20 protein-coding genes and 1 riboswitch are annotated in these 19,460 nt (G+C 69.7%); of the genes, 11 read left to right on the forward strand and 9 right to left on the reverse strand.

The genetic code is table 11. From position 1 onward, the window contains the following. Positions 1-8: 8 nt before the first annotated feature. Entirely contained in the window at positions 9-1,277 is a 1,269-nt protein-coding gene (gene thrC, locus EV193_RS29510) for a threonine synthase (RefSeq protein ID WP_130348220.1), read from the reverse strand. A gap of 11 nt (positions 1,278-1,288) precedes the next feature. Beyond that, positions 1,289-1,413: riboswitch (SAM riboswitch) on the reverse strand. A 158-nt stretch (positions 1,414-1,571) separates the two neighbouring features. On the opposite strand from thrC, the gene holA reads away from it, so the two are divergent. Beyond that, on the forward strand, positions 1,572-2,540 hold the full coding sequence (holA, locus tag EV193_RS29515) for a DNA polymerase III subunit delta (protein ID WP_130348221.1): 969 nt from the start codon (positions 1,572-1,574) through the stop codon (positions 2,538-2,540). 3 nt (positions 2,541-2,543) lie between these two features. On the opposite strand, the gene EV193_RS29520 is transcribed toward holA, so the two are convergent. Beyond that, on the reverse strand, positions 2,544-3,053 hold the full coding sequence (locus EV193_RS29520; protein ID WP_242613765.1) for an acyl-CoA thioesterase: 510 nt from the start codon (positions 3,051-3,053) through the stop codon (positions 2,544-2,546). Between the two features lie 84 nt (positions 3,054-3,137). Next, entirely contained in the window at positions 3,138-3,398 is a 261-nt protein-coding gene (gene rpsT, locus EV193_RS29525; RefSeq protein WP_130348223.1) for a 30S ribosomal protein S20, read from the reverse strand. Between the two features lie 268 nt (positions 3,399-3,666). Here rpsT and mscL point away from each other — a divergent pair, with 268 nt between their 5' ends. Further along, positions 3,667-4,125, forward strand: coding sequence for a large conductance mechanosensitive channel protein MscL (gene mscL / locus EV193_RS29530; protein WP_130348224.1), 459 nt, complete (start codon positions 3,667-3,669; stop codon positions 4,123-4,125). Between the two features lie 9 nt (positions 4,126-4,134). Here mscL and EV193_RS29535 read toward each other — a convergent pair whose 3' ends face one another. From EV193_RS29535 to EV193_RS29545, 3 genes are all read right to left on the reverse strand, one after another. Continuing rightward, entirely contained in the window at positions 4,135-4,341 is a 207-nt protein-coding gene (locus tag EV193_RS29535; RefSeq protein WP_130348225.1) for a type II toxin-antitoxin system antitoxin, read from the reverse strand. Between the two features lie 14 nt (positions 4,342-4,355). Next, entirely contained in the window at positions 4,356-5,267 is a 912-nt protein-coding gene (locus tag EV193_RS29540; RefSeq protein ID WP_130348226.1) for an SPFH domain-containing protein, read from the reverse strand. Between the two features lie 83 nt (positions 5,268-5,350). After that, a complete protein-coding gene (locus tag EV193_RS29545; RefSeq protein WP_130348227.1) occupies positions 5,351-5,755 on the reverse strand; it encodes a type II toxin-antitoxin system PemK/MazF family toxin in 405 nt (134 codons plus the stop codon). Positions 5,756-5,784: 29 nt separating this feature from the next. On the opposite strand from EV193_RS29545, the gene EV193_RS29550 reads away from it, so the two are divergent. Next, the gene (locus EV193_RS29550; protein ID WP_130348228.1) at positions 5,785-6,168 is read left to right on the forward strand and encodes a VOC family protein; all 384 of its coding nucleotides are present in this window, start codon (positions 5,785-5,787) and stop codon (positions 6,166-6,168) included. On the opposite strand, the gene EV193_RS29555 is transcribed toward EV193_RS29550, so the two are convergent. Together EV193_RS29555 and EV193_RS29560 are read right to left on the reverse strand one after the other, a co-directional pair. Then, positions 6,158-7,192 (reverse strand): hypothetical protein, encoded by a 1,035-nt coding sequence (locus EV193_RS29555; RefSeq protein ID WP_130348229.1) that lies wholly within the window; start codon positions 7,190-7,192, stop codon positions 6,158-6,160. The two genes, EV193_RS29550 and EV193_RS29555, sit on opposite strands and share 11 nt — an antisense overlap. Further along, on the reverse strand, positions 7,189-7,689 hold the full coding sequence (locus EV193_RS29560; protein WP_130348230.1) for a SigE family RNA polymerase sigma factor: 501 nt from the start codon (positions 7,687-7,689) through the stop codon (positions 7,189-7,191). The genes EV193_RS29555 and EV193_RS29560 overlap by 4 nt, the downstream gene beginning before the upstream one ends. Before the next feature lie 88 nt (positions 7,690-7,777). Here EV193_RS29560 and EV193_RS29565 point away from each other — a divergent pair, with 88 nt between their 5' ends. The 5 genes from EV193_RS29565 (at position 7,778) to EV193_RS33540 (ending at position 15,149) form a co-directional block, all read left to right on the forward strand. After that, a complete protein-coding gene (locus tag EV193_RS29565; RefSeq protein WP_130348231.1) occupies positions 7,778-9,373 on the forward strand; it encodes a circularly permuted type 2 ATP-grasp protein in 1,596 nt (531 codons plus the stop codon). A gap of 12 nt (positions 9,374-9,385) precedes the next feature. After that, positions 9,386-10,333, forward strand: a complete 948-nt coding sequence (locus EV193_RS29570) for an alpha-E domain-containing protein (protein ID WP_130348232.1) — start codon at positions 9,386-9,388, stop codon at positions 10,331-10,333. 151 nt (positions 10,334-10,484) lie between these two features. After that, on the forward strand, positions 10,485-11,327 hold the full coding sequence (locus tag EV193_RS29575; RefSeq protein WP_130348233.1) for a transglutaminase family protein: 843 nt from the start codon (positions 10,485-10,487) through the stop codon (positions 11,325-11,327). Between the two features lie 235 nt (positions 11,328-11,562). Continuing rightward, a complete protein-coding gene (locus tag EV193_RS29580) occupies positions 11,563-14,820 on the forward strand; it encodes an AfsR/SARP family transcriptional regulator (RefSeq protein WP_165401544.1) in 3,258 nt (1,085 codons plus the stop codon). Positions 14,821-14,978: 158 nt separating this feature from the next. Then, a complete protein-coding gene (locus tag EV193_RS33540) occupies positions 14,979-15,149 on the forward strand; it encodes a hypothetical protein (RefSeq protein ID WP_165401545.1) in 171 nt (56 codons plus the stop codon). A 55-nt stretch (positions 15,150-15,204) separates the two neighbouring features. On the opposite strand, the gene EV193_RS29585 is transcribed toward EV193_RS33540, so the two are convergent. Continuing rightward, on the reverse strand, positions 15,205-15,780 hold the full coding sequence (locus EV193_RS29585) for a TetR/AcrR family transcriptional regulator (protein ID WP_165401546.1): 576 nt from the start codon (positions 15,778-15,780) through the stop codon (positions 15,205-15,207). Positions 15,781-15,983: 203 nt separating this feature from the next. On the opposite strand from EV193_RS29585, the gene EV193_RS29590 reads away from it, so the two are divergent. The 3 genes from EV193_RS29590 to lepA are packed head-to-tail and all read left to right on the forward strand — an operon-like array spanning position 15,984 to position 19,283. Further along, positions 15,984-16,565, forward strand: coding sequence for a redoxin family protein (locus tag EV193_RS29590; RefSeq protein WP_207222859.1), 582 nt, complete (start codon positions 15,984-15,986; stop codon positions 16,563-16,565). A 4-nt stretch (positions 16,566-16,569) separates the two neighbouring features. Then, on the forward strand, positions 16,570-17,415 hold the full coding sequence (locus EV193_RS29595; RefSeq protein ID WP_130348237.1) for a cytochrome c biogenesis CcdA family protein: 846 nt from the start codon (positions 16,570-16,572) through the stop codon (positions 17,413-17,415). Between the two features lie 17 nt (positions 17,416-17,432). Further along, positions 17,433-19,283 carry a translation elongation factor 4 gene (lepA, locus tag EV193_RS29600; RefSeq protein ID WP_130348238.1) on the forward strand — a complete coding sequence of 617 codons (1,851 nt, stop codon included), beginning with the start codon at positions 17,433-17,435 and terminating at the stop codon, positions 19,281-19,283. The last annotated feature ends 177 nt before the right edge of the window (positions 19,284-19,460 follow it).

A 19,460-nucleotide genomic window follows, 5' to 3' on the forward strand; every position in this document is an offset into this window, starting at 1 on the left:
GGCGTTCGTCAGTACCCGAGTGCTTCGCGCACGGCGGCGGCCGACGGCGGCACGGTGGCCTTCGGACCGACCTGGTCCTGGATGGCGTCCAGGGTCTTCAGGCCGTCGCCGGTGATCAGCAGGACGGTGTCGGCGTCGGGGTCGAGCTTGCCGTTGTCGATCAGCTTCTTCGCGGTGGCGACGGTGACCCCCCCGGCGGTCTCGGCGAAGATGCCCTCGGTCCTGGCGAGCAGCCGGATGGCCTCGACCACTTCCTGGTCGGAGACGTCCTCGACCGCGCCGCCGGTACGGCGCACGGTGTCGAGCACGTACGGCCCGTCGGCCGGCGCGCCGATGGCGAGCGATCGGGCGATGGTGTCCGGCTTGACCGGGCTGATCACGTCCTGGCCGGCCTTGTATGCGCTCGACACCGGCGAGCAGCCGGTGGCCTGTGCGCCGAACACGCGGTACGGCGTCGGCTCGACGAGCCCCAGCTCGCCGAGCTCACGGAAGCCCTTGTCCACCTTGGTCAGCTGCGAACCGGAGGCGACCGGCACGACGACCTGGCCGGGCAGCCGCCAACCGAGCTGCTCGGCGACCTCGAAACCGAGGGTCTTGGAGCCCTCCGCGTAGTACGGCCGCACATTGACGTTGACGAAGGCCCAGTCCTCGTGCTCTGCCGCGAGCTCGGTGGCGAGACGGTTGACGTCGTCGTAGTTGCCGTCCACCGCGATCAGCGCGCCGTCGTACACGGCGGTGGTGAGGACCTTGGCCCGCTCGAGAGAGGAGGGAATCAGCACGACCGACTCCCAGCCGGCGCGCGCCGCCGCGGCGGCCACCGCGTTGGCGAGGTTCCCGGTCGACGGACAGGCCAGGACCTTGAAGCCCAGTTCGCGGGCGGCGGCGAGCGCGACGGCCACCACGCGGTCCTTGAACGAGTGGGTTGGATTGCCGGTGTCGTCCTTGACCCACAACGACTTCACGCCGAGCGCCGCGGCGAGCCGGTCGGCCTTGACGAGCCTGGTGCGCCCCGGCTCGGTGTTGGGAAAGGTGTCCACAGTGGACGGAACAGGAAGGAGGCCGCGGTATCGCCAGATCGATTCGGGGCCGGACTCGATGTCCTCCCGCCGGATGTCGCCGAACTCGTAGGCGACCTCCAGCGGGCCGAAACACTCGGCGCACGCGAATTCGGCGGCGAGGGGAATCTGGTGCCCGCACTCACGGCAGGCCAGCGCACGCGCGGGGCCGAGGTCGAAAGCGGTGCCAGTGGCAGGGGAAGTGTTGACGGCAGTCGTCATCGCGAGGTCTCTCCTCATCTCTCCCGCGAACGGGTCGGAGTTGGCACCGTGGTCGTCGCTCAACTCGCAATACTCGCGAGTGACGCCGGTTGCCGGGGCTTCAACGGGCCGATCCCTCTGCCCCTCTGGATGAGCGGTATTCGGTTGTCGCCGTCCGCGCTGACGCACACAACGGCGTACGGCCACGCTACGGCATGAGGTTCCGCCGGGGCCACCGCCCTTCCACGATTCGAGAGCCGTGCCACACGCGGGCGGCGTCCGAGGGCGGTCGGTGGGGCGTGCGAGGATGATCGGGTGAGTCAACAGGCGCCGTTGCGGCTCGTGCTCGGCGAGGAGGAGTTCCTGGTCGAGCGTGCCGTCCGGCAGGTGCTCGATGACGCCCGATCAGCCGAGCCGGCCGCCGAGCTGAGCCGGGTCCTGGCCGCCGAGACCACCCCGCCCGAGCTGGTCGAACTGGTCAGCCCGTCGCTGTTCGCCGAGGCCAGGGTGGTTGTGGTGGAGGGCGCGCAGAAGGCTGGGCAGGAGATCGCCGACGCGCTGCTGTCCTACGCCCGCGAGCCGGCCGACGGCATCGTGCTGGTCGTCGTGCACTCCGGTGGCGGCCAGGCGAAGGCCGCGAAGGCACTGCCGGCCGCACTGCGCAAGGCCGGCGCCGAGGTGATCGAGTGCGCCAAGGTCACCAGGCCATCGGACCGGGACGCCTTCGTGCGCAACGAGGTCCGGCGCGCCGGGGGCAAGGCGGACGCGCGCGGAGTGGCCGCGCTGATCGACGCGGTCGGCAACGATCTCCGCGAACTGGCCGCCGCCGCGGCGCAGCTCGTCGCGGACGCGGACGGGCGGGTGGACGAGGCAGCCGTGCGCCGGTACCACCGCGGCCGGGCCGAGGTGACCGGGTTCGTCGTCGCGGAGAAGGCGATCATCGGCGATGTGCCGGCCGCGCTGGAGTCGCTGCGCTGGGCCATGCAGATGGGCGTGCCGCACGTGCTGGTCGCCGACGCGCTGGCCGACGCGGTGCGCACGGTGGCCAGAGTCGCCGGTGCCGGCCGGTCCGACCCGAACCGGCTCGCCGGCGAGCTGGGCCTGCCGCCGTGGAAGGTGCGCAAGGCGCTGAGTCAGTCCCGGGGTTGGCAGCCGGCCGGCCTGGCGGAGGCGATGGGCGTCGTCGCCGACGTGAACGCCGACGTCAAGGGTGCCGCCGCAGATGCGGGCTACGCGCTGGAGCACGCCGTGCTGCGCCTCGCCCGTGCCCGTCGCAAGACCTGACGATCAGTCCACACGGGATTCCCGGCTCGCCATGATCTCCTGACGACTGGCGAGCCGGCTCCTGCGCCGGATCCGCGCCTCACGCCCGCGCCGCTGATCGGACTCGGTCTCCGCCACCACCGGTGGCACCTCGCGGGGTGAGCCGTCCGGCTTGACCGCCACGAACACCAGGTACGCGGTGGCCACGTGCTTGGGTGGCACGCCCGCCTGGTCCCACGGCTCGGCCACCACCCGCACGCCGACCTCCATCGACGTGCGGCCCGCCCAGTTCACCTGTGCGTGCGCGTGCACAAGGTCGCCGACCCGCACCGGCTCGAGAAAGGTCATGCCGTCCACGGCCGCGGTCACCGCCGGGCCGCCGGAGTGGCGCTGGGCCACCGCCCCTGCCACGTCGTCGACCAGTTTCATGACCACGCCACCGTGCACGGTGCCGAGCAGGTTCACGTCCAGCGAGGTCATGATCCGCGACAGCGACGTGCGCGCGGCCGATGTCGGCTTGGGCTCCGGCTCCATGTCCGCAGTCTGCCGCATCGATCAGCAGCACCCGGACAGCACGACGGCGCCACCCGAATCGGATGGCGCCGTCGTGGAAGTGAATCAGAGGGCGTTGGCGCGCTTGGCCATGGCCGACTTGCGGTTGGCCGCCTGGTTGGTGTGGATGACGCCCTTGCCGGCCGCCTTGTCCAGCTTGCGGCTGGCGTCCTGGAGCAGCTCCAGGGCCTTGTCCTTCTCGCCGGCCTCCGCCGCCTCGCGGAACTTCCGGATCGCGGTCTTCACCGAGGACTTGACGGACTTGTTGCGCAGCCGCGCCTTCTCGTTCGTCTTGATGCGCTTGACCTGAGACTTGATGTTCGCCACTCGGCTACTCCTTCACATCGATCACGGATCGTCGCGCCGCGTGTTGTGGTCGGCGGGAAAGTCGACCAAGGCCCCGGCGCCCGAGAACGGGCGAACAGGCTTCCTCCACGTCGGAATGCCGCACGGCACGACCGGAGAAGACTAACAGCCCACCCGGCCGGGGGTTTGCCGGGCCACTACTCGATCGTTGCGCCGTCTGGCGTGGCTCGGTTGAGCCGTCCGGCCTACTCTGCTGCCGCCTTGTCGGACGAGCTGTGTGGAGGCGGCGATGAAGGGTCTGTGGAAGGAATTCAAGGCGTTCGCCATGGGCGGCAACATGATGGACCTGGCGCTCGGGTTCATCATCGGCGCGGCTTTCGCGGCACTGGTGGAGAGCCTGGCCGGCAACATCCTGATGCAGCTCGTCGCGGCGATCTTCGGCAAGCCCGACTTCAGCAACCTGTCGTTCAGCGTCAACGGCGCCGAACTGAAATACGGCGCGTTCCTCACCGAGCTGCTGAACTTCCTGCTGCTCGGCCTGGTGCTGTTCGCCCTGGTGAAGGCGATGAAGAAGCTCGGCCTCGGCAACTTCCGCGCCCAGGGCAGCCGGGAGTGCCCGTTCTGCAAGGAGTTCGTGCCGGTCGACGCGCTCAAGTGCAAGTTCTGCACCGCCGACATCGACCCGGAGCAGGTCGAGGACGAAGACGAGCACATCGTCGTCTCCCGCACCAAGCACGCCGACGGGTAGTCCACACGGTCAGGACGCGGGCGGCTGCTTCGGCGGCCGCCCGCGCTTGGGCAGGTCCCCGGCTTCGCGCGGGGACCGCCCGCCGTCCGCGAGTGCCCGCCGCAGCAGGAACTCGATCTGCGCGTTTGTGCTGCGCAGCTCGTCGGCCGCCCACCGCGCGATCGCGTCGTGTACGGCCGGATCGAGCCGCAGCAGCACCTTCTTGCGCTCGGCCATGATCAGGTGACTCGCTACTGGTACAGCGATCCGGTGTTGACCACGGGCTGCGCTTCCCGATCGCCGCAGAGCACCACCAGCAGGTTGCTCACCATGGCGGCCTTGCGCTCCTCGTCCAACTCGACGACCTGGTTCTCGGCCAGCCGTTGCAGCGCCGACTCGACCATGCCGACCGCGCCCTCCACGATCCGCTGCCGGGCGGCGACCACCGCGCCGGCCTGCTGGCGGCGCAGCATCGCCTGGGCGATCTCCGGCGCGTAGGCCAGGTGCGTGATGCGCGACTCGATCACGTTCACGCCGGCCGACTCGACCCGCGCGGCGACCTCGAGCGACAGCTTCTCGGTGATCTCCTCGGCGTTGTCCCGCAAGGAAAGCCGGCCCATGTCGTGCGTGTCGTACGGGTAGGTGGTGGCGATGTGCCGCACCGCGGTCTCGGTCTGGATCGCCACGAACTCGGTGAAGTCGTCCACCTCGAACATCGCCCGCGCGGTGTCGGCGACCTGCCACACCACGACCGCGGCGATCTGCACCGGATTGCCGTCCGCGTCGTTGACCTTGAGCACGGCCGTCTCGTGGTTGCGGATCCTGGTGGACACCTTGCGGCGGTAGGTGAACGGGTTCACCCAGCGCAGGCCGTCCTCGCGCACGGTGCCGACGTAGCGGCCGAGGAACTGGATCACTCGCGCCTCGCCGGGCGCGACCATCATCAGTCCGGCGCCGATCGCGAGGCCGGCGAGCACCAGCACCACGCCGATGATCATCAGTGCCACGTTCGGTACCCCGGTGACGAACACCACCCCGCCGCCGAGGACGAGAACGACAGCGCCGCCGAGGAACGGCAGGCCGGGCGAGCCGAACGCGACCCGCTCGCGGACGCGGGGCTCGGGCATGTCGGGTGCGTTGATCGTCGGTGCGGTGGCGTTCATGGCATCTCCCCTGAGTGGACCGTCTAGCAAAGTGATATCACTTTTTTCGACGAGAAGCCACACGGCCCAGCGGGCTGGGAAGATCAGGACCAGCCGTAGCGGGCCTGCAACACGTCCGCGACCTGCGCGAACCGGTCCTCGGGCAGCACGGAGCCCTCGCGCCGGATGCCGTCCTCGGCCAACTCGTACAGCCGGTCCAAACGCAGGAACGACGGCCGGCCGCGACTGTCCCAGGTGCCCGAGCCGAGCGCGTGCCAGTCCTCGGTGTGGTGCCCGTCCGGCTCCCGGCTGGACAGCATCAGCGCGCGCAGCGTCGTCTCGTGTCGTCCGACCACGAGCAGCGGGCGGTCCTTGCCCTGGCTCGGATCGTCCTCGTAGGGCACCCACGCCCAGACGATCTCGCCCGGGTCGGCGCGCCCGTCCAGGTCGGGGGAGTAGGTCACCCGGTCCGGGCGATCGGTCGTCGGAACCTGTCGCACCTTGTGCACGACGGCGAGCGTACGGGTAGGACAGAGGCATGGAGGTGTTGAGCAGTCGCGTGTTGATCCGGCCGTCCGACCCGGAGGCGTCGCTGGCGTTCTACCGGGACACACTCGGGCTGGCGATCCACCGGACGTTCCCCGGTGGCACGGTCTTCTTTCTGGGCAACGGTTTTCTCGAGTTGTCCGGCACGGGCGAGGGCTCCGCGGGCGGCGTGTCACTGTGGTTGCAGGTGCGCGATCTCGCCGCCGCGGCCGCCGACCTCGGCGACGCGGTCACCGTGCTGCGCGAGCCGCGCCGGGAGCCGTGGGGCCTCGACGAGATGTGGATCGCCGACCCGGACGGCGTGCCGATCGTGCTCGTCGAGATCCCGCCCGACCATCCACTTCGGACGGACGTGCGGATCGACGTCAGCGCGTGAGCCACCCGAACGATGGTGACGGCTGGATCGTCAGCCCGTCGGCCACTCGCACGAGGTCCTCGCGCGAGTACCTCTCCGAGGTGCTCACCAGCAGCCAGCGACTGTCCGGCAGGCGGACCACCAGGTGCCGGACCGCCGCGACCTCGGTGTAGCGCCCTTCGCTGCCGCGCACCAGAACCGGATCACCGTTCGACACCGGAGGCTGCGACTGGTCGGTCACCCGCATGGTCACCGCAGCCGGCCCGAGGTCGGTGGGGCCGGCGCGGCCGTCCATGGTGATCTCCGTGCGGCCCGGGTAGCCGATCACGGTCATCTGACCCTGCCGCGTCCCGGGCGGCAGCCATCCGGCGGCCAGCACCGGGTCGAGCGCGGCCGACGGGTCGAGCGTCACCGGGTCGTCCGCGCCGGTCGCGATCTTCCTCGCTGTGTCCACATTGGACAGCATCAGCTTGAACTGCTTGTCCGGCAACGGATACCAGTACAGGTCCACGGTGCGGCCGTTGGTTCGGCGGTCCTCGACGAGCTTGCCGGGCGCACCCTTGATCGTGACGTCTTCGACGGTGTGCGAGGCGTCCGGCAGGTGAGCCAACGACGTCCTCGGCCCGTACCAGAGCTGCACGCTCGGGTACCCGGGCGCGTCGGTGCGCGGCTGGTCGCTCCACAGCCGCCCCCACTCGCCGTTCGGCCCGCCGGCCCACCGCATCCGCTCGGTGAAACCGTTCGGGATGATCGTCGGCCGGAACGGCATGGCGGTCGCGCCCGGCGCCGGCCGCACGGTCGGCGGGTTCGCCGGCGCGCCGGTGTTCCCGCTGTTGCCGTCGCTCTCGCCGCCGAGCAGCGACACCGGCACGGCGATCGCCGCGACCACCGCTGCCGCCGCCATGGCCAGCGCACTCCGGCGCAGCCAGGTCCGGCGCGTGTCGTGCGCACGCTCGGCCGCGTGCAGAGCCGCGAGCACCCGGCCGCCGTCCGGTGCGCGTTCCGCCTGCCGCTGGAACGCCTCGGTGATCAGCTTCTCGGTCATCGCACCTCCTTCAGCGCGGCCAGGCCCGGCTGCACCCGCAGCGTGGCGAGCCCTCGGGACACGTGACTGCGCACCGTGCCGATCGCGCAGTCCATGACCTCGGCGATCTCCGGATCGGAGTATCCGCAGTAGTACCGCAGCGCGAGCGCCACCCGCTGCTTGCGCGGCAGCTTGGAGATCTTGCCGATCATCGCGTCGCGCTCGTCGAACTGGTGCGCCTGGTCGGCCAGCGACGGCACGACCTCGGCCAGCACGTCGGGCGACAGCGGCACCACGGTCGACGCCTTGCGCCTGCGCCAGGACAGGTACTCGTTGGTGATCATGCGCCGCACGTAGGCGTCCGGGCGGTCCGCGTGACCGATCCTCGGCCACGCGCGCTGCATCTTGATCAACACGTCCTGGACGATGTCCTCGGCGAGATGCGGATCGCAGGTGAGCACGGTGGCGTAGCGGAGCATCACCGGCAACCGCTCCGCCGCGAAGCTCGTGAAGTCCATCCCCGCGATCCCCTTCGTCGGGCCAACTCTGGCATATGACGGAACGCGATGCTGGCGGGCGCCGTGGATCGTGTACCAAGATGCGTAGATGGGCCGAACACGCAGGCAGCAGCACGGGGAGCTGTTCCGTGGATACCTCGACCCGAAGCGTCCGCACGCCGAGGCCTACGACGAGATGTTCGCGCCAGACTCCACCGTGCGGCAGGCCTACCGGCGGCTGCACGACTCGCTCGCGCCGTCCAGTGCCGCCGATCTGACCGCCCGCTCCGAGGCGCTCGACCGCGCGCTGGTCGACCAGGGCATCACGTTTTCCTTGTCCGGCCAGGAAAGGCCGTTCCCGCTCGACCTGATCCCGCGCGTGATCACCGCGCAGGAGTGGTCCCGGCTGGAGCGCGGGATCGTGCAGCGGGTGCGCGCGCTGGAGGCGTTCCTCGCCGACGTGTACGGCGATCAGCAGATCATCCGCGACGGCGTGCTGCCGCGACGGCTGATCACCTCCTGCCAGCACTTCCACCGCCAGGCCGCCGGGGTGAACCCGCCTAACGGGGTGCGCGTTCACGTCTCCGGCGTGGACATCGTGCGCGACGCGGACGGCGTCTTCCGCGTGCTGGAGGACAACCTGCGCTGCCCGTCCGGGGTGTCCTACGTGATGGAGAACCGCCGCACGATGGCGCGCGTGTTCCCGGACCTGTTCGCCAAGCACCGGGTGCGCGCGGTCGGCGACTACGCCGTGCACCTGCTGCGCTCGCTGCGCGCCGCGGCCGCGCCGAACGTGGCCGATCCGATGGTCGTCGTGCTCACCCCCGGCGTGCACAACTCCGCCTATTTCGAGCACTCGCTGCTGGCCAGGCAGATGGGCGTGGAGCTGGTCGAGGGGCGGGACCTGTTCTGCCGGGACAACGCGGTCTACGTGCGCACCACCGAGGGGGAGCGCCAGGTGGACGTGGTCTACCGGCGCATCGACGACGAGTTCCTCGACCCGGTGCACTTCCGGCCGGACTCGGTACTGGGCGTGGCCGGGCTGCTGAACGCGGCCCGCGCGGGCAACGTGGTGATCGCGAACGCGGTCGGCAACGGCGTCGGCGACGACAAGCTCGTGTACGCCTACCTGCCCGAGATCATGAAGTACTACCTGGGCGAGACGCCTCTGCTGTCCAATGTGGACACCTTCCGCTGTTGGCTGCCCGACGAGCGTGCGCAGGTGCTCGACCGCACCGACGAACTGGTGGTCAAACCGGTGGAGGGTTCCGGCGGCTACGGCATCGTGTTCGGTCCGGACGCCACCGCGAAAGAGCTGAACACGTTGCGCCGCAAGATAAGGAGCGACCCACGGAGTTGGATCGCGCAGCCCGTCGTGCAGTTGTCCACGGTGCCGACGAAGGTCGGCGGCCGGCTGCGACCCCGGCACGTCGACCTGCGTCCGTTCGCGGTCAACGACGGCGAATCGGTGTTCGTACTGCCCGGCGGACTCACCCGGGTGGCGATCCCGGAAGGCAGCCTGGTGGTCAACTCCTCGCAGGGCGGCGGGTCCAAGGACACCTGGGTACTCGCCGCCCGTTCGTCCACAGTGGACGCCGAGCTGAGCGGCCACGGGCTCGCCGCGGGCAGTACGCCGGAGGAGGTGGCGCCGGACCAGGGGCCGGAGCTGACCTCCGCGCAACAGCAACAGCAACAGCAACAGTGAGGGAGGTGGACGATGCTCGCACGCAACGCGGAATCGCTGTACTGGATCGGACGCTACATCGAGCGGGCCGACGACACCGCGCGCATCCTCGACGTGTCGGTGCACCACCTGCTCGAGGACGCCACCGTCGACGCGGACGCCACCAGTAGGCAGCTGCTCGGCGTCCTCGGGATCACGCCGCCGTCCGGACTGGAGCTGGACGTGTGGTCGCTGACCGAGCTGGTCGCGATGTCCGGAGAGCACGCCGGCTCGATCGTGTCCTCGATCTCCAGCGCGCGGGAGAACACCCGGGTGGCGCGCGAGGTCGTGTCCACCGAGCTGTGGCAGTGCGTCAACGCGATGTGGAACGCCGTGCCGGACCGGCAGCGCGCGGCGAAACGCCTCGGACCGCACGAGTTCTTCTCGTTCGTGGAGGAGCGCGCGGCCATGTTCGCCGGGCTCGCCGACTCCACGATGAGCCGCGACGACGGCTGGCGGTTCCTCGTGCTCGGCAGGTCGGTCGAGCGGGTGGACATGGTCGTGCGGCTGCTGATGTCGCGGGTGGGGGACAAGCCGTCCTCGCCCGGCTGGGTCACCGTGCTCCGCTCGGCCGGCGCGCACGACACCTACCTGCGCACCTATCGGGGCGCGCTGGACGCCGCGCGGGTGGTGCAATTCTTGTTGCTGGACCGGCTTTTCCCGCGCTCGGTGTTCCACGCGCTGCGCCAGGCCGAGGCGTGTCTCGAGCAGTTGGACCGCCGCCCGGTGGTGCGGGTCGGCGCGCGGGCCGAGGCGTCCCGGTTACTCGGCCGGGCGCGCAGCGACCTGGAATTCCTGCGGCCGGAAGACCTGCTGGACGATCTCACCGGCAGGTTGAAGTCGCTGCAGGAATGCGTCCGCGAGGTCGGCGAGGCCGTCTCTCTGCAGTACTTCCACTCGGCGCCCTGGGTGGCGTGGACGAATGCGAAAGTCAGTCTGTGATCACCTTGCGTCGTGGTCGGGTAGGGCACGCCCAGGCGGCGATCTACGGCGTTGGCGCTCGTTCGAGTATGCCAATACGAGTCTCTCGCGCCGCCTTGTATCTCATCCACCTGGGCGCGCCCGGTTGGTCGCTCTGCGAGGAGGGTAAATCGTGAGCTGGCGAGTTCGCGTCGTGCACACCACCGGCTACCGGTACGAGGCGCCGGTCATGCAGTCCTACAACGAGGCGCGGCTGACCCCGCGCAGCGACCGGCGGCAGAACCTGGTGGCCGGCAGGGTGGAGACCACGCCGGCCACCCGGTCCTACCGGTACACCGACTACTGGGGCACCGAGGTCACCTCGTTCGACCTGCACGCGCCGCACACCGAGCTGAAGATCGTGTCCTCCTCGGTGGTGGAGACCGGCCCGACCGTGATGCCGCACAACGGGATCACCTGGCGTGATCTGCGCGGCGGCGAGGTGGTGGACCGGTACGCGGAGTTGCTCGAGTCGACCAGATACGTGCCGCGCGACCGCGAACTCGCCTCGATCGCGCGCGATCTGCGCAAGGGCCGCAATCCCACCGAGGCCGTGCTCGCGATCTCGGAATGGGTGCACGACCAGCTCACCTACACGCGCGGGACCACCGGCGTGCACTCGTCGGCGGTGGACGCGTGGCGGGCGCGCGAGGGCGTGTGCCAGGACTACGCGCACCTGACGCTGGCGATGCTGCGCGCGATCGGCATCCCGGGCCGATACGTGTCGGGTTACCTGCACACCAAGGCGAACGCCAAGGTCGGCGAGACCGTGCGTGGTGAGAGTCACGCCTGGATCGAGGCGTGGACCGGCGGATGGTGGGGCTTCGACCCGACCAACGACATCGAGATCGGCCCCCGGCACATCTGGGTGGCGCTCGGCCGGGACTACGCGGACGTGTCGCCGCTGAAAGGCACGTACTCGGGTGGGCAGGCCTCGGCGATCGAGGTATCCGTGAACGTCACCCGATTGGCTTGACCTGAAACACGACCCCTGACACACGACAACGGTGGCGGCTACGGATGGACCCCCACCCGTCCCATAGCCACCACCGTGCCGTGGGCCCACGTGGCCCCCACGCACATGGACCGGCCTCCGGTTCCCCTGTCCCTCTTTGCTACGAGAGGAACGTAACCGGGGGTGTTCACCGGAATGTTCATCGCTTCAGCACCGACGTAGGATCACTTCGAGTAGTCGTGCCGAGGCGGTGAGCGTGTTCAGGATTCTGGGGCCGCTGTCCATTGGTGACGGCGAAGCCGCCCTGGCCGGCGCCAAGCAGCACAAATTGCTCGCCTGCCTGCTGCTGAGCCCGAATCGCGCGGTGCAGATCGACTCGATCCTGGACGCCATGTGGGACGACGAGGCGCCCAATACGGCGATCCGCCAGGTGCGCAACACCGTGTCCGGGCTGCGCCGCGTGCTGCTGAACGCGAACATCACCGGTCCGATCATCCATACCGAGGGGTCCGGATACCGCATGGAGATCACCGACGACGACCTCGACGCGCTGGTGTTCAACCGGCTCGTCGCGGAGGCGGACGCGCAGCAGAAGGAGGACCCGGCAGCCGCGGTGGACACGCTGCGCAAGGCGCTCGGGTTGTGGCGGGGGACCGCGCTCGCCGGGCTCGGCAGCAGGTCACTCGCGGTCTCGGCCGAGGCGTGGGACCGGAAACGACTGTCCACGATCGAGCGCCGGATCGAGCTGGAGCTGGGGCTCGGCCGGCACGGCGCGGTCGCCTCCGAGCTGTCCGAACTGGTCGCGGAGCACCCGCTCAATGAACGGTTCCGTGCGCAACTGATGATCGCCTTGTACCGGCTCGGTCAGCCGGCCGAGGCGCTCGAGGTGTACCGGCAGACCAGAACACTGTTGATCGACTACCTGGGTATCGAGCCCAACCAGCAGCTCGCCGATCTGGAGCAGCGCATCCTGCGCCGCGATCCGGCACTCGACCCCGCTCCGCCTCCCGAGGAGCCGGCACCCGCGCCCCGCGAGGCGCGCCGGGCCGCGCCGACCCCGGCCGAGCTGCCCACCGACATCCCCGACTTCACCGGCCGCGCCGACCAGTTGGGCGGGCTCGACGCGCTCATGGACGGCATCGCGTCCGCCGTGCGCATCGCGGTGATCTCCGGCATGGCCGGCATGGGCAAGACCGCCCTCGCCGTGCACTGGTCGCATCGGGTCGCCGAGTCCTTCCCGGACGGGCAGCTGTACGTCAACCTTCGCGGTTACGGGCCGGGCGCTCCGGTCGCGCCGATCGAGGCGCTGGCGAGCCTGCTTCGCGCGCTGGGCGTGTCCGGCGAGGCGGTACCGGTCGACGAGCGGGACGCGTCGCGGCTGCTGCGCTCGGAGCTGTCCGGCAAGCAGGTGCTCCTGCTGCTGGACAACGCCCGCGCGGTGGACCAGGTGCGGCCGCTGCTGCCGGGCTCCAGCGGCTGCCTGGTGCTGGTCACCAGCCGGGATCGGCTGTCCGGCCTGGTCGCCCGCGAGTCCGCGCGCCGGGTCTCACTCGACGCGCTCACGGCGGACGAGGCGGTCGCGCTGATCTCCGGCATCGTCGGCCAGGAGCGCGCGTCGGCCGAGCTGGTGTCGGTCTACGAACTCGCCGAGCTGTGCGGCCACCTGCCACTGGCCATGCGCGTGGCCGCCGCCCGCATCTCGGACAGCTCACACTGGACCATCGCGGAGCACGTCTCCTTGCTGCGCAGGGAGAATCGGCTCGCCGCGCTCTCGATCGAGGGCGACGAGCAGGCCGCCGTGCGGGTCGCGTTCGACTACTCCTACGACGCGCTGCCCGACGACGCGCAGCGGATGTTCGGCCTGCTCGGCCTCGCCCCGGGGCCCGACTTCACGCCGGAAGCGGTGGGCGCGCTGGCCGGCCAGACGCGGGAGGACGCGGCCGCCGTACTCGACCGGCTCGCCTCCGCGCACCTCGTCGACCAGCACGCGCTGCGCCGGTACACCATGCACGACCTGCTCCGCGACTACGCGCGCGAGCGTTGCGAGTCGGGCACCGAGGCCGAGGAGCGCGACGTGGCCACCGCCGCGCTGCACGACTTCTACCTGCGCCACGCCGACGGCGCCTCCAGAACCCTTGTGCCGCACACGATCCGCCTGCCGAGCATCACCGAACCGTTCACCTTCCCCGACGCCGACGCGGCGCGTGCGTGGCTGGACGCCGAGCACGCCAACCTGGTGGCCGCGGTCGCGGACGCCTCGACACGCCCGTCGGCGCACGAGTTCGCGTGGCGCATGGCGGACGCGCTGCGCGGCTACTTCCACCTCGGCCGCGACGCGATCAACTGGATCACCGCCGCCCGCGCCGCCCTTGTGGCGGCCGAACGAGCCGGCGACGAACAGGGCCAGGCCGCCGCCTACATCAGCCTTGGCCAGCACGCCTTCTTCTGTGCCAACGACTACGACGCGGCACAGCGGCACTGGGAGCTGGCACTCGAGCTGAGCACCCGGAGTGGCTGGGTGCACGGGCAGCCCGCGATCCTGTCGAACCTCGGCAACGTGCAGATGATGCTCGGCGACACCGACAAGACCGCCACCTACTACCGCGAGGCTCTGGCGCTCGAGGAGACCGCGTCTGGCTGGCCGGGATTCGACATGGTGCGGCTCAACCTCGCGATCACCCACCTCGACCTTGGTGACCTTCGACGCTGCGTGGAACTGGCCGAAGAGGCACTGGTCAAGTTCGAGCGGGCGGGCAATCGTGCGGGTGTCGCCATCTGCCTGCTGTCCTTGGGCGAGGCCTTTCGGTTGCAGGGGAAGTTCCAGCGGGCGAGACGCCACCTCAGTCAGGCGCTGTCGGTCGGTGAGAAGGTCGGTGATGTTCGCAGCAGGACCATCGCCCTGTTCCGGCTGGCTCGGATGGACCTGGACCTCGGGGCTGTCGGCGAGGCCGCCGAGCGGGTCCGAGCGGCCCTGGAGTTGGCTCGTGAGCACGCCGATCTCACCGAGGCCGACGCGCTGAACGTCTTCGGCGACGTGCTGTTCCGGCAGGGTGATCACCAAGCGGCGGTCGCCGAGCACCGCGCCGCGCTGCGCATGGCGCGCGAGGGGCAGATCCGGGACGTCGAATGCGCCGCGCTGATCGGGTTGGCGGCCGCGCGGACCGCGTTGCACGATGACGCGTCCGCGGCGGCGGACTGCGAACGGGCCATCACGCTGAGCCGCGCGTCGGGTTACCGCCTGCTGGAGGCGCAGGCGATGACCGTGCTGGCCGGAATCCGGCTGTCGGCCGGCGACACGAAGGCAGCGGTCGATCTGGCGGGAGCCGCCGTCGACATTCAGCGGACGTGTCAGTACCGGCTCGGTGAGTCCGCGGCTCTCACCGTCCTGGGGCGCGCCATGCTCCATTCGGATGACGTCACCGCGCGTCAGCACCTGCACGTCGCGCGTGAGCACTTGATCGAACTTGGCATCGACGAGACCGCGCATTTGGACGCTCTCCTCGGCGAACGATGACGAAAAGGTATTGAGTCGGTGAATGCCCTGCCTTAGTCTCGGCGCCGATGGGGGTAACTCAGTGGAACCAAACCCTCTTCGCGCTCGTCTGAGTGAGTGATGCTGGACGTGGACCCGACTACGGCCAGTACTGGGGATGTATTCGAGAGGTGGGGAACATGGCAGAGCAGCTTGATCAGGTCCAGGACAACGTGGACCAGGCCGGCGCCGGGGAAGACGGCAACGGGGGAAGCGGTTGGCCTCACTCGAAGAAGGGGACCGCGAAGCTCAAGGAGGGCGACGGTGAGACGTCGACCACCGGTGGCGATGGTTGGCCGCACTCGCGGTGACCTGAGCTGAATGAACGGCGGCGCGACGACTTGTCGCGTCGCCGTTTCGTCTGTGTCAGGCGCTCAGGGCGCGCCAGGCGGCGTCGAAGGTCTGACTGAGCCGGCGGGTGCTCATCGGGTTTCCGGTGATCAACTGGTGGTAGACCGGCGGGCCGAACACCAGATCGCGCACCAGGTCCACCGACGCGTCCGCGCGGATCTGGCCGTCGGCCTTGCCGCGCCGCACGATCTCGGTGAGCACGACCGCCCTGGGGGCCAGGTAGCGCTCGCGTAGCACCTCGGTCAGCTCCGGGTTCCCGTCCGCCGCCACGTGCACGCCGAACACCGCGCCTCCGGCCGGCCCGGACAGATGGCGCGCCAAACCGCCCAGCATCGCGCGCAGATCCTTGCGCGCGTCACCGGTCGCGGTGTCCCGCGGCGGCGCGACGTGCGCGCCGAGCGCCGCGACGACGAGTTCCTCCTTGGTGGACCACCTCCGGTACAGCGCCGGCTTCCCGACGCCCGCCCGCGTGGCGACCGCCTCGATGGTCAGCGCGCCGTAGCCGTTCTCGGCCAGCAATTCCACGGCCGCGCGCAGCAGCGCGGCGTCGACCGACGTATCGCGTGGCCGACCTCGTGCGTTCGTCGTCACAGCACTCATCTCACCAGATCCCTTGCCATCGGGGCGGCTCGAATTATATTACGTTACGACTCGTAACGTAATTAGAGGTGTCATGATGTCCAGGTCGACGCGGTGGTGGATGTGGGATCGCCGCGCACGGTACGGGCGCCCTGCTCGCCTGATGTCACCGTTTCGTAAGAGCATGTGGCGCGCCCATGCGGGATGATCGACGAGTGACACGGACGATTGGTTTGGTGATCGCGGCCGCGCTGGCCACGCTCACCGCATGTGGTTCGAACGACCAGCCCGCGGGCCAGCCTCCGGCGAGCCCGCCCGCCCAGACCGGTGCGCCGACCACGGGTGCGCCACCAGCCGGCACGCCGACCACGAACGCACAGTCCACGGTGCCCGAGAAGCTGCGGTTCACCGCGAAGACGGTGGACGGCAAGGACTTCGACGGCGCGAGCCTCGCCGGCAAGCCGACCGTGCTCTGGTTCTGGGCGCCGTGGTGCCCGAAGTGTCAGCGTGAGGCGCCCGGCATCGCGGCGACCGCCCGCCACTCGGGTGCCGGCGTGAACTTCGTCGGGGTCGGCGCGCTCGGCAAGGAACCCCAGATGCGGGAGTTCGTGCAGCGGTTCGACGTCGGCGGGTTCACCCATCTCGCCGACACCGAGAGCGCGGTGTGGAAGCGGTTCGGCGTCACCGCGCAGCCCGCGTACGCGTTCATCGCCGCGGACGGCAAGGTCGAGGTGGTGACCAGCCAGCTGACCACCGACCAGCTGCACGACAAGGTGCACAAGATCGGCGGGGCCTGAGCCGATGTGGGACACGCTCCTGGTCGCGCTGACCGCGGGCATGCTGGCGACCGTGAACCCGTGCGGCTTCGCCATGCTGCCCGCCTACCTGACCATGGTGGTGACCGGCGCCGGTGACCTGCCGGCGGCGCGCCGGGTCTGGCGGGCACTGGCCGCGAGCGCGCTGATGACGGCCGGCTTCGTCGTGGTGTTCGGCGTGTTCGGCGCGCTGTTCGAGGCAGGCACCGCGACCGTGCAGGAGTACCTGCCGATCGTGACCATCGTGATCGGGGCGATCATGCTCGTGGTCGGCGTGATCATGTTGGCGGGCAAGGAGATCACGCTCCTGCTGCCCAAGCTGACACGTGGTGCGCCAGGTCGAGGGCTGCCCTCGATGTTCGGTTACGGCGTGGCGTTCGCCATCGCCTCGCTGTCCTGCACGATCGCTCCGTTCCTCGCGGTCGCCAGCTCGGTCTTCCGGGGCGCCGACATGCTCGAGGGCCTGCTCGCGTTCGTGGTGTACGCCGCCGGGATGGGCCTGGTGGTCGCCGTGCTGGCGGTGTCCGCGGCGCTCGCCAGCGACGCGATCGTCGCCGGAGCGCGGCGAGTGTTGCCGTACGTCGCCAGGATCGGTGGCGCGCTGTTGATCATCGCCGGAGCGTACGTGGGCTACTACGGCGTGTACGAGTTGCGCGGCACCGCCTCGGAGGACCCGGTGATCGACGCGGCGGCGCGGGTACAGTCCGCGATCGCCGATTTCGTAGCGTGGGTCGGGCCTGTTCCGCTCGTGATCGTGCTTGTCGCGCTGATCGCGGGTGGCGTGCTGCTCAGGCGGCGGGGGAGACGTGGGACGATGGGGCGTACCCGTTGACCATGCGAGGAACTTGAGTGCCTACGTTCGCCGACACGACCTTCACGCCGCCGGAACAGATCCGCAACTTCTGCATCATCGCGCACATCGACCACGGCAAGTCCACCCTGGCCGACCGGATGCTGCAGCTCACCGGTGTGGTCGAAGGGCGGGCCATGCGCGCGCAGTACCTCGACCGGATGGACATCGAGCGCGAGCGCGGCATCACGATCAAGTCGCAGAGTGTGCGCATGCCCTGGATGGTCGACGGTCAGGAGCACGTGCTCCAGATGATCGACACCCCCGGCCACGTCGACTTCACCTACGAGGTGTCCCGTGCGCTCGCCGCGTGTGAGGGTGCCGTGCTGCTCGTCGACGCCGCGCAGGGGATCGAGGCGCAGACGCTGGCCAACCTGTACCTGGCGCTGGACAAGGACCTGCACGTCATCCCGGTGCTGAACAAGATCGACCTGCCGGCCGCCGACCCGGAGAAGTACTCCGAGGAGTTGGCGCACATCATCGGATGCGAGCCGACCGACGTGCTGCGGGTGTCGGCCAAGACCGGTCACGGCGTGCGCGAGCTCCTGGACCAGGTGGTGCGCCAGACGCCGCCGCCGAAGGGCGAGGCGGACGCCCCGGCCCGCGCGATGATCTTCGACTCGGTGTACGACACGTACCGCGGCGTGGTCACCTACATCCGCGTGATCGACGGCAAGATCACCCCGCGCGAGCGGATCAAGATGATGGCCACCGGCGCGACGCACGAGCTGCTCGAGGTCGGCATCATCTCGCCGGAACCCAAGCCCACCAAGGGATTGGGCGTCGGCGAGGTCGGCTACCTGATCACCGGCGTGAAGGACGTGCGGCAGTCCAAGGTCGGCGACACGGTGACCTCCGAGCGCAAGGGCGCGACCGAGGCGCTGGCCGGTTACCGGGAGCCGAGGCCGATGGTCTACTCCGGGCTGTACCCGGTGGACGGCTCGGACTACCCCGATCTTCGCGAGGCGCTGGACAAGCTGCGGCTCAACGACGCGGCGCTGACCTACGAGCCGGAGACCTCGCTGGCGCTCGGGTTCGGCTTCCGCTGCGGCTTTCTCGGGCTGCTGCACCTGGAGATCACCCGTGACCGGCTGGAGCGGGAGTTCGGGCTGGACCTGATCTCCACGGCGCCGAACGTGGTGTATCAGGTGATCATGGAAGACCTCACCGAGCACGTGGTCACCAACCCGTCGGACTGGCCGGAGGGCAAGATCGCCGAGGTGCACGAGCCGGTCGTGCGGGTGACGGTGATCGCGCCGAAGGAATTCGTGGGCGCGATCATGGAGCTGTGCCAGGAGCGGCGCGGCAACCTCGGCGGCATGGAGTACCTGTCCTCGGAGCGGGTGGAGCTGCGGTACACGATGCCGCTCGCGGAGATCATCTTCGACTTCTTCGACGCGCTGAAGTCGCGCACCCGCGGGTACGCGTCACTGGACTACGAGGAGGCCGGCGAGCAGGTCGCCCACCTGGTGAAGGTGGACATCCTGCTGCAGGGCGAGCCGGTGGACGCGTTCAGCGCGATCGTGCACCGGGACGCGGCGTACGCCTACGGCACCCGGATGGCCACCAAGCTGCGCGAGCTGATCCCGAGGCAGCAGTTCGAGGTGCCGATCCAGGCGGCGATCGGCTCGCGGATCATCGCCCGCGAGACGATCCGCGCGATCCGCAAGGACGTGCTCGCCAAGTGCTACGGCGGCGACATCACGCGTAAGCGGAAGCTGCTGGAGAAGCAGAAGGAAGGCAAGAAGCGGATGAAGATGGTGGGCCGGGTCGAGGTCCCCCAGGAGGCATTCGTGGCCGCGCTGTCCACTGATGAGTCGTCTGACAAGGGGAAGTCCGGTAGGAAGTAGTGCGGCCTCCGTAAGGCAAGAAGCGGATGCTCTGTCTGATGGGGCCGGGTCGAGGTGCCCCAGGAGGCATTCGTGGCCGCCCTGTCCACTGATGAGTCGTCTGACAAGGGGAAGTCCGGTAGGAAGTAGTGCGGCCTCCGTAAGGCAAGAAGCGGATGCTCTGTCTGATGGGGCCGG

Origin of the sequence: Herbihabitans rhizosphaerae (assembly GCF_004216555.1) — a bacterium.
GTDB classification, from domain to species: Bacteria; Actinomycetota; Actinomycetes; order Mycobacteriales; family Pseudonocardiaceae; genus Herbihabitans; species Herbihabitans rhizosphaerae.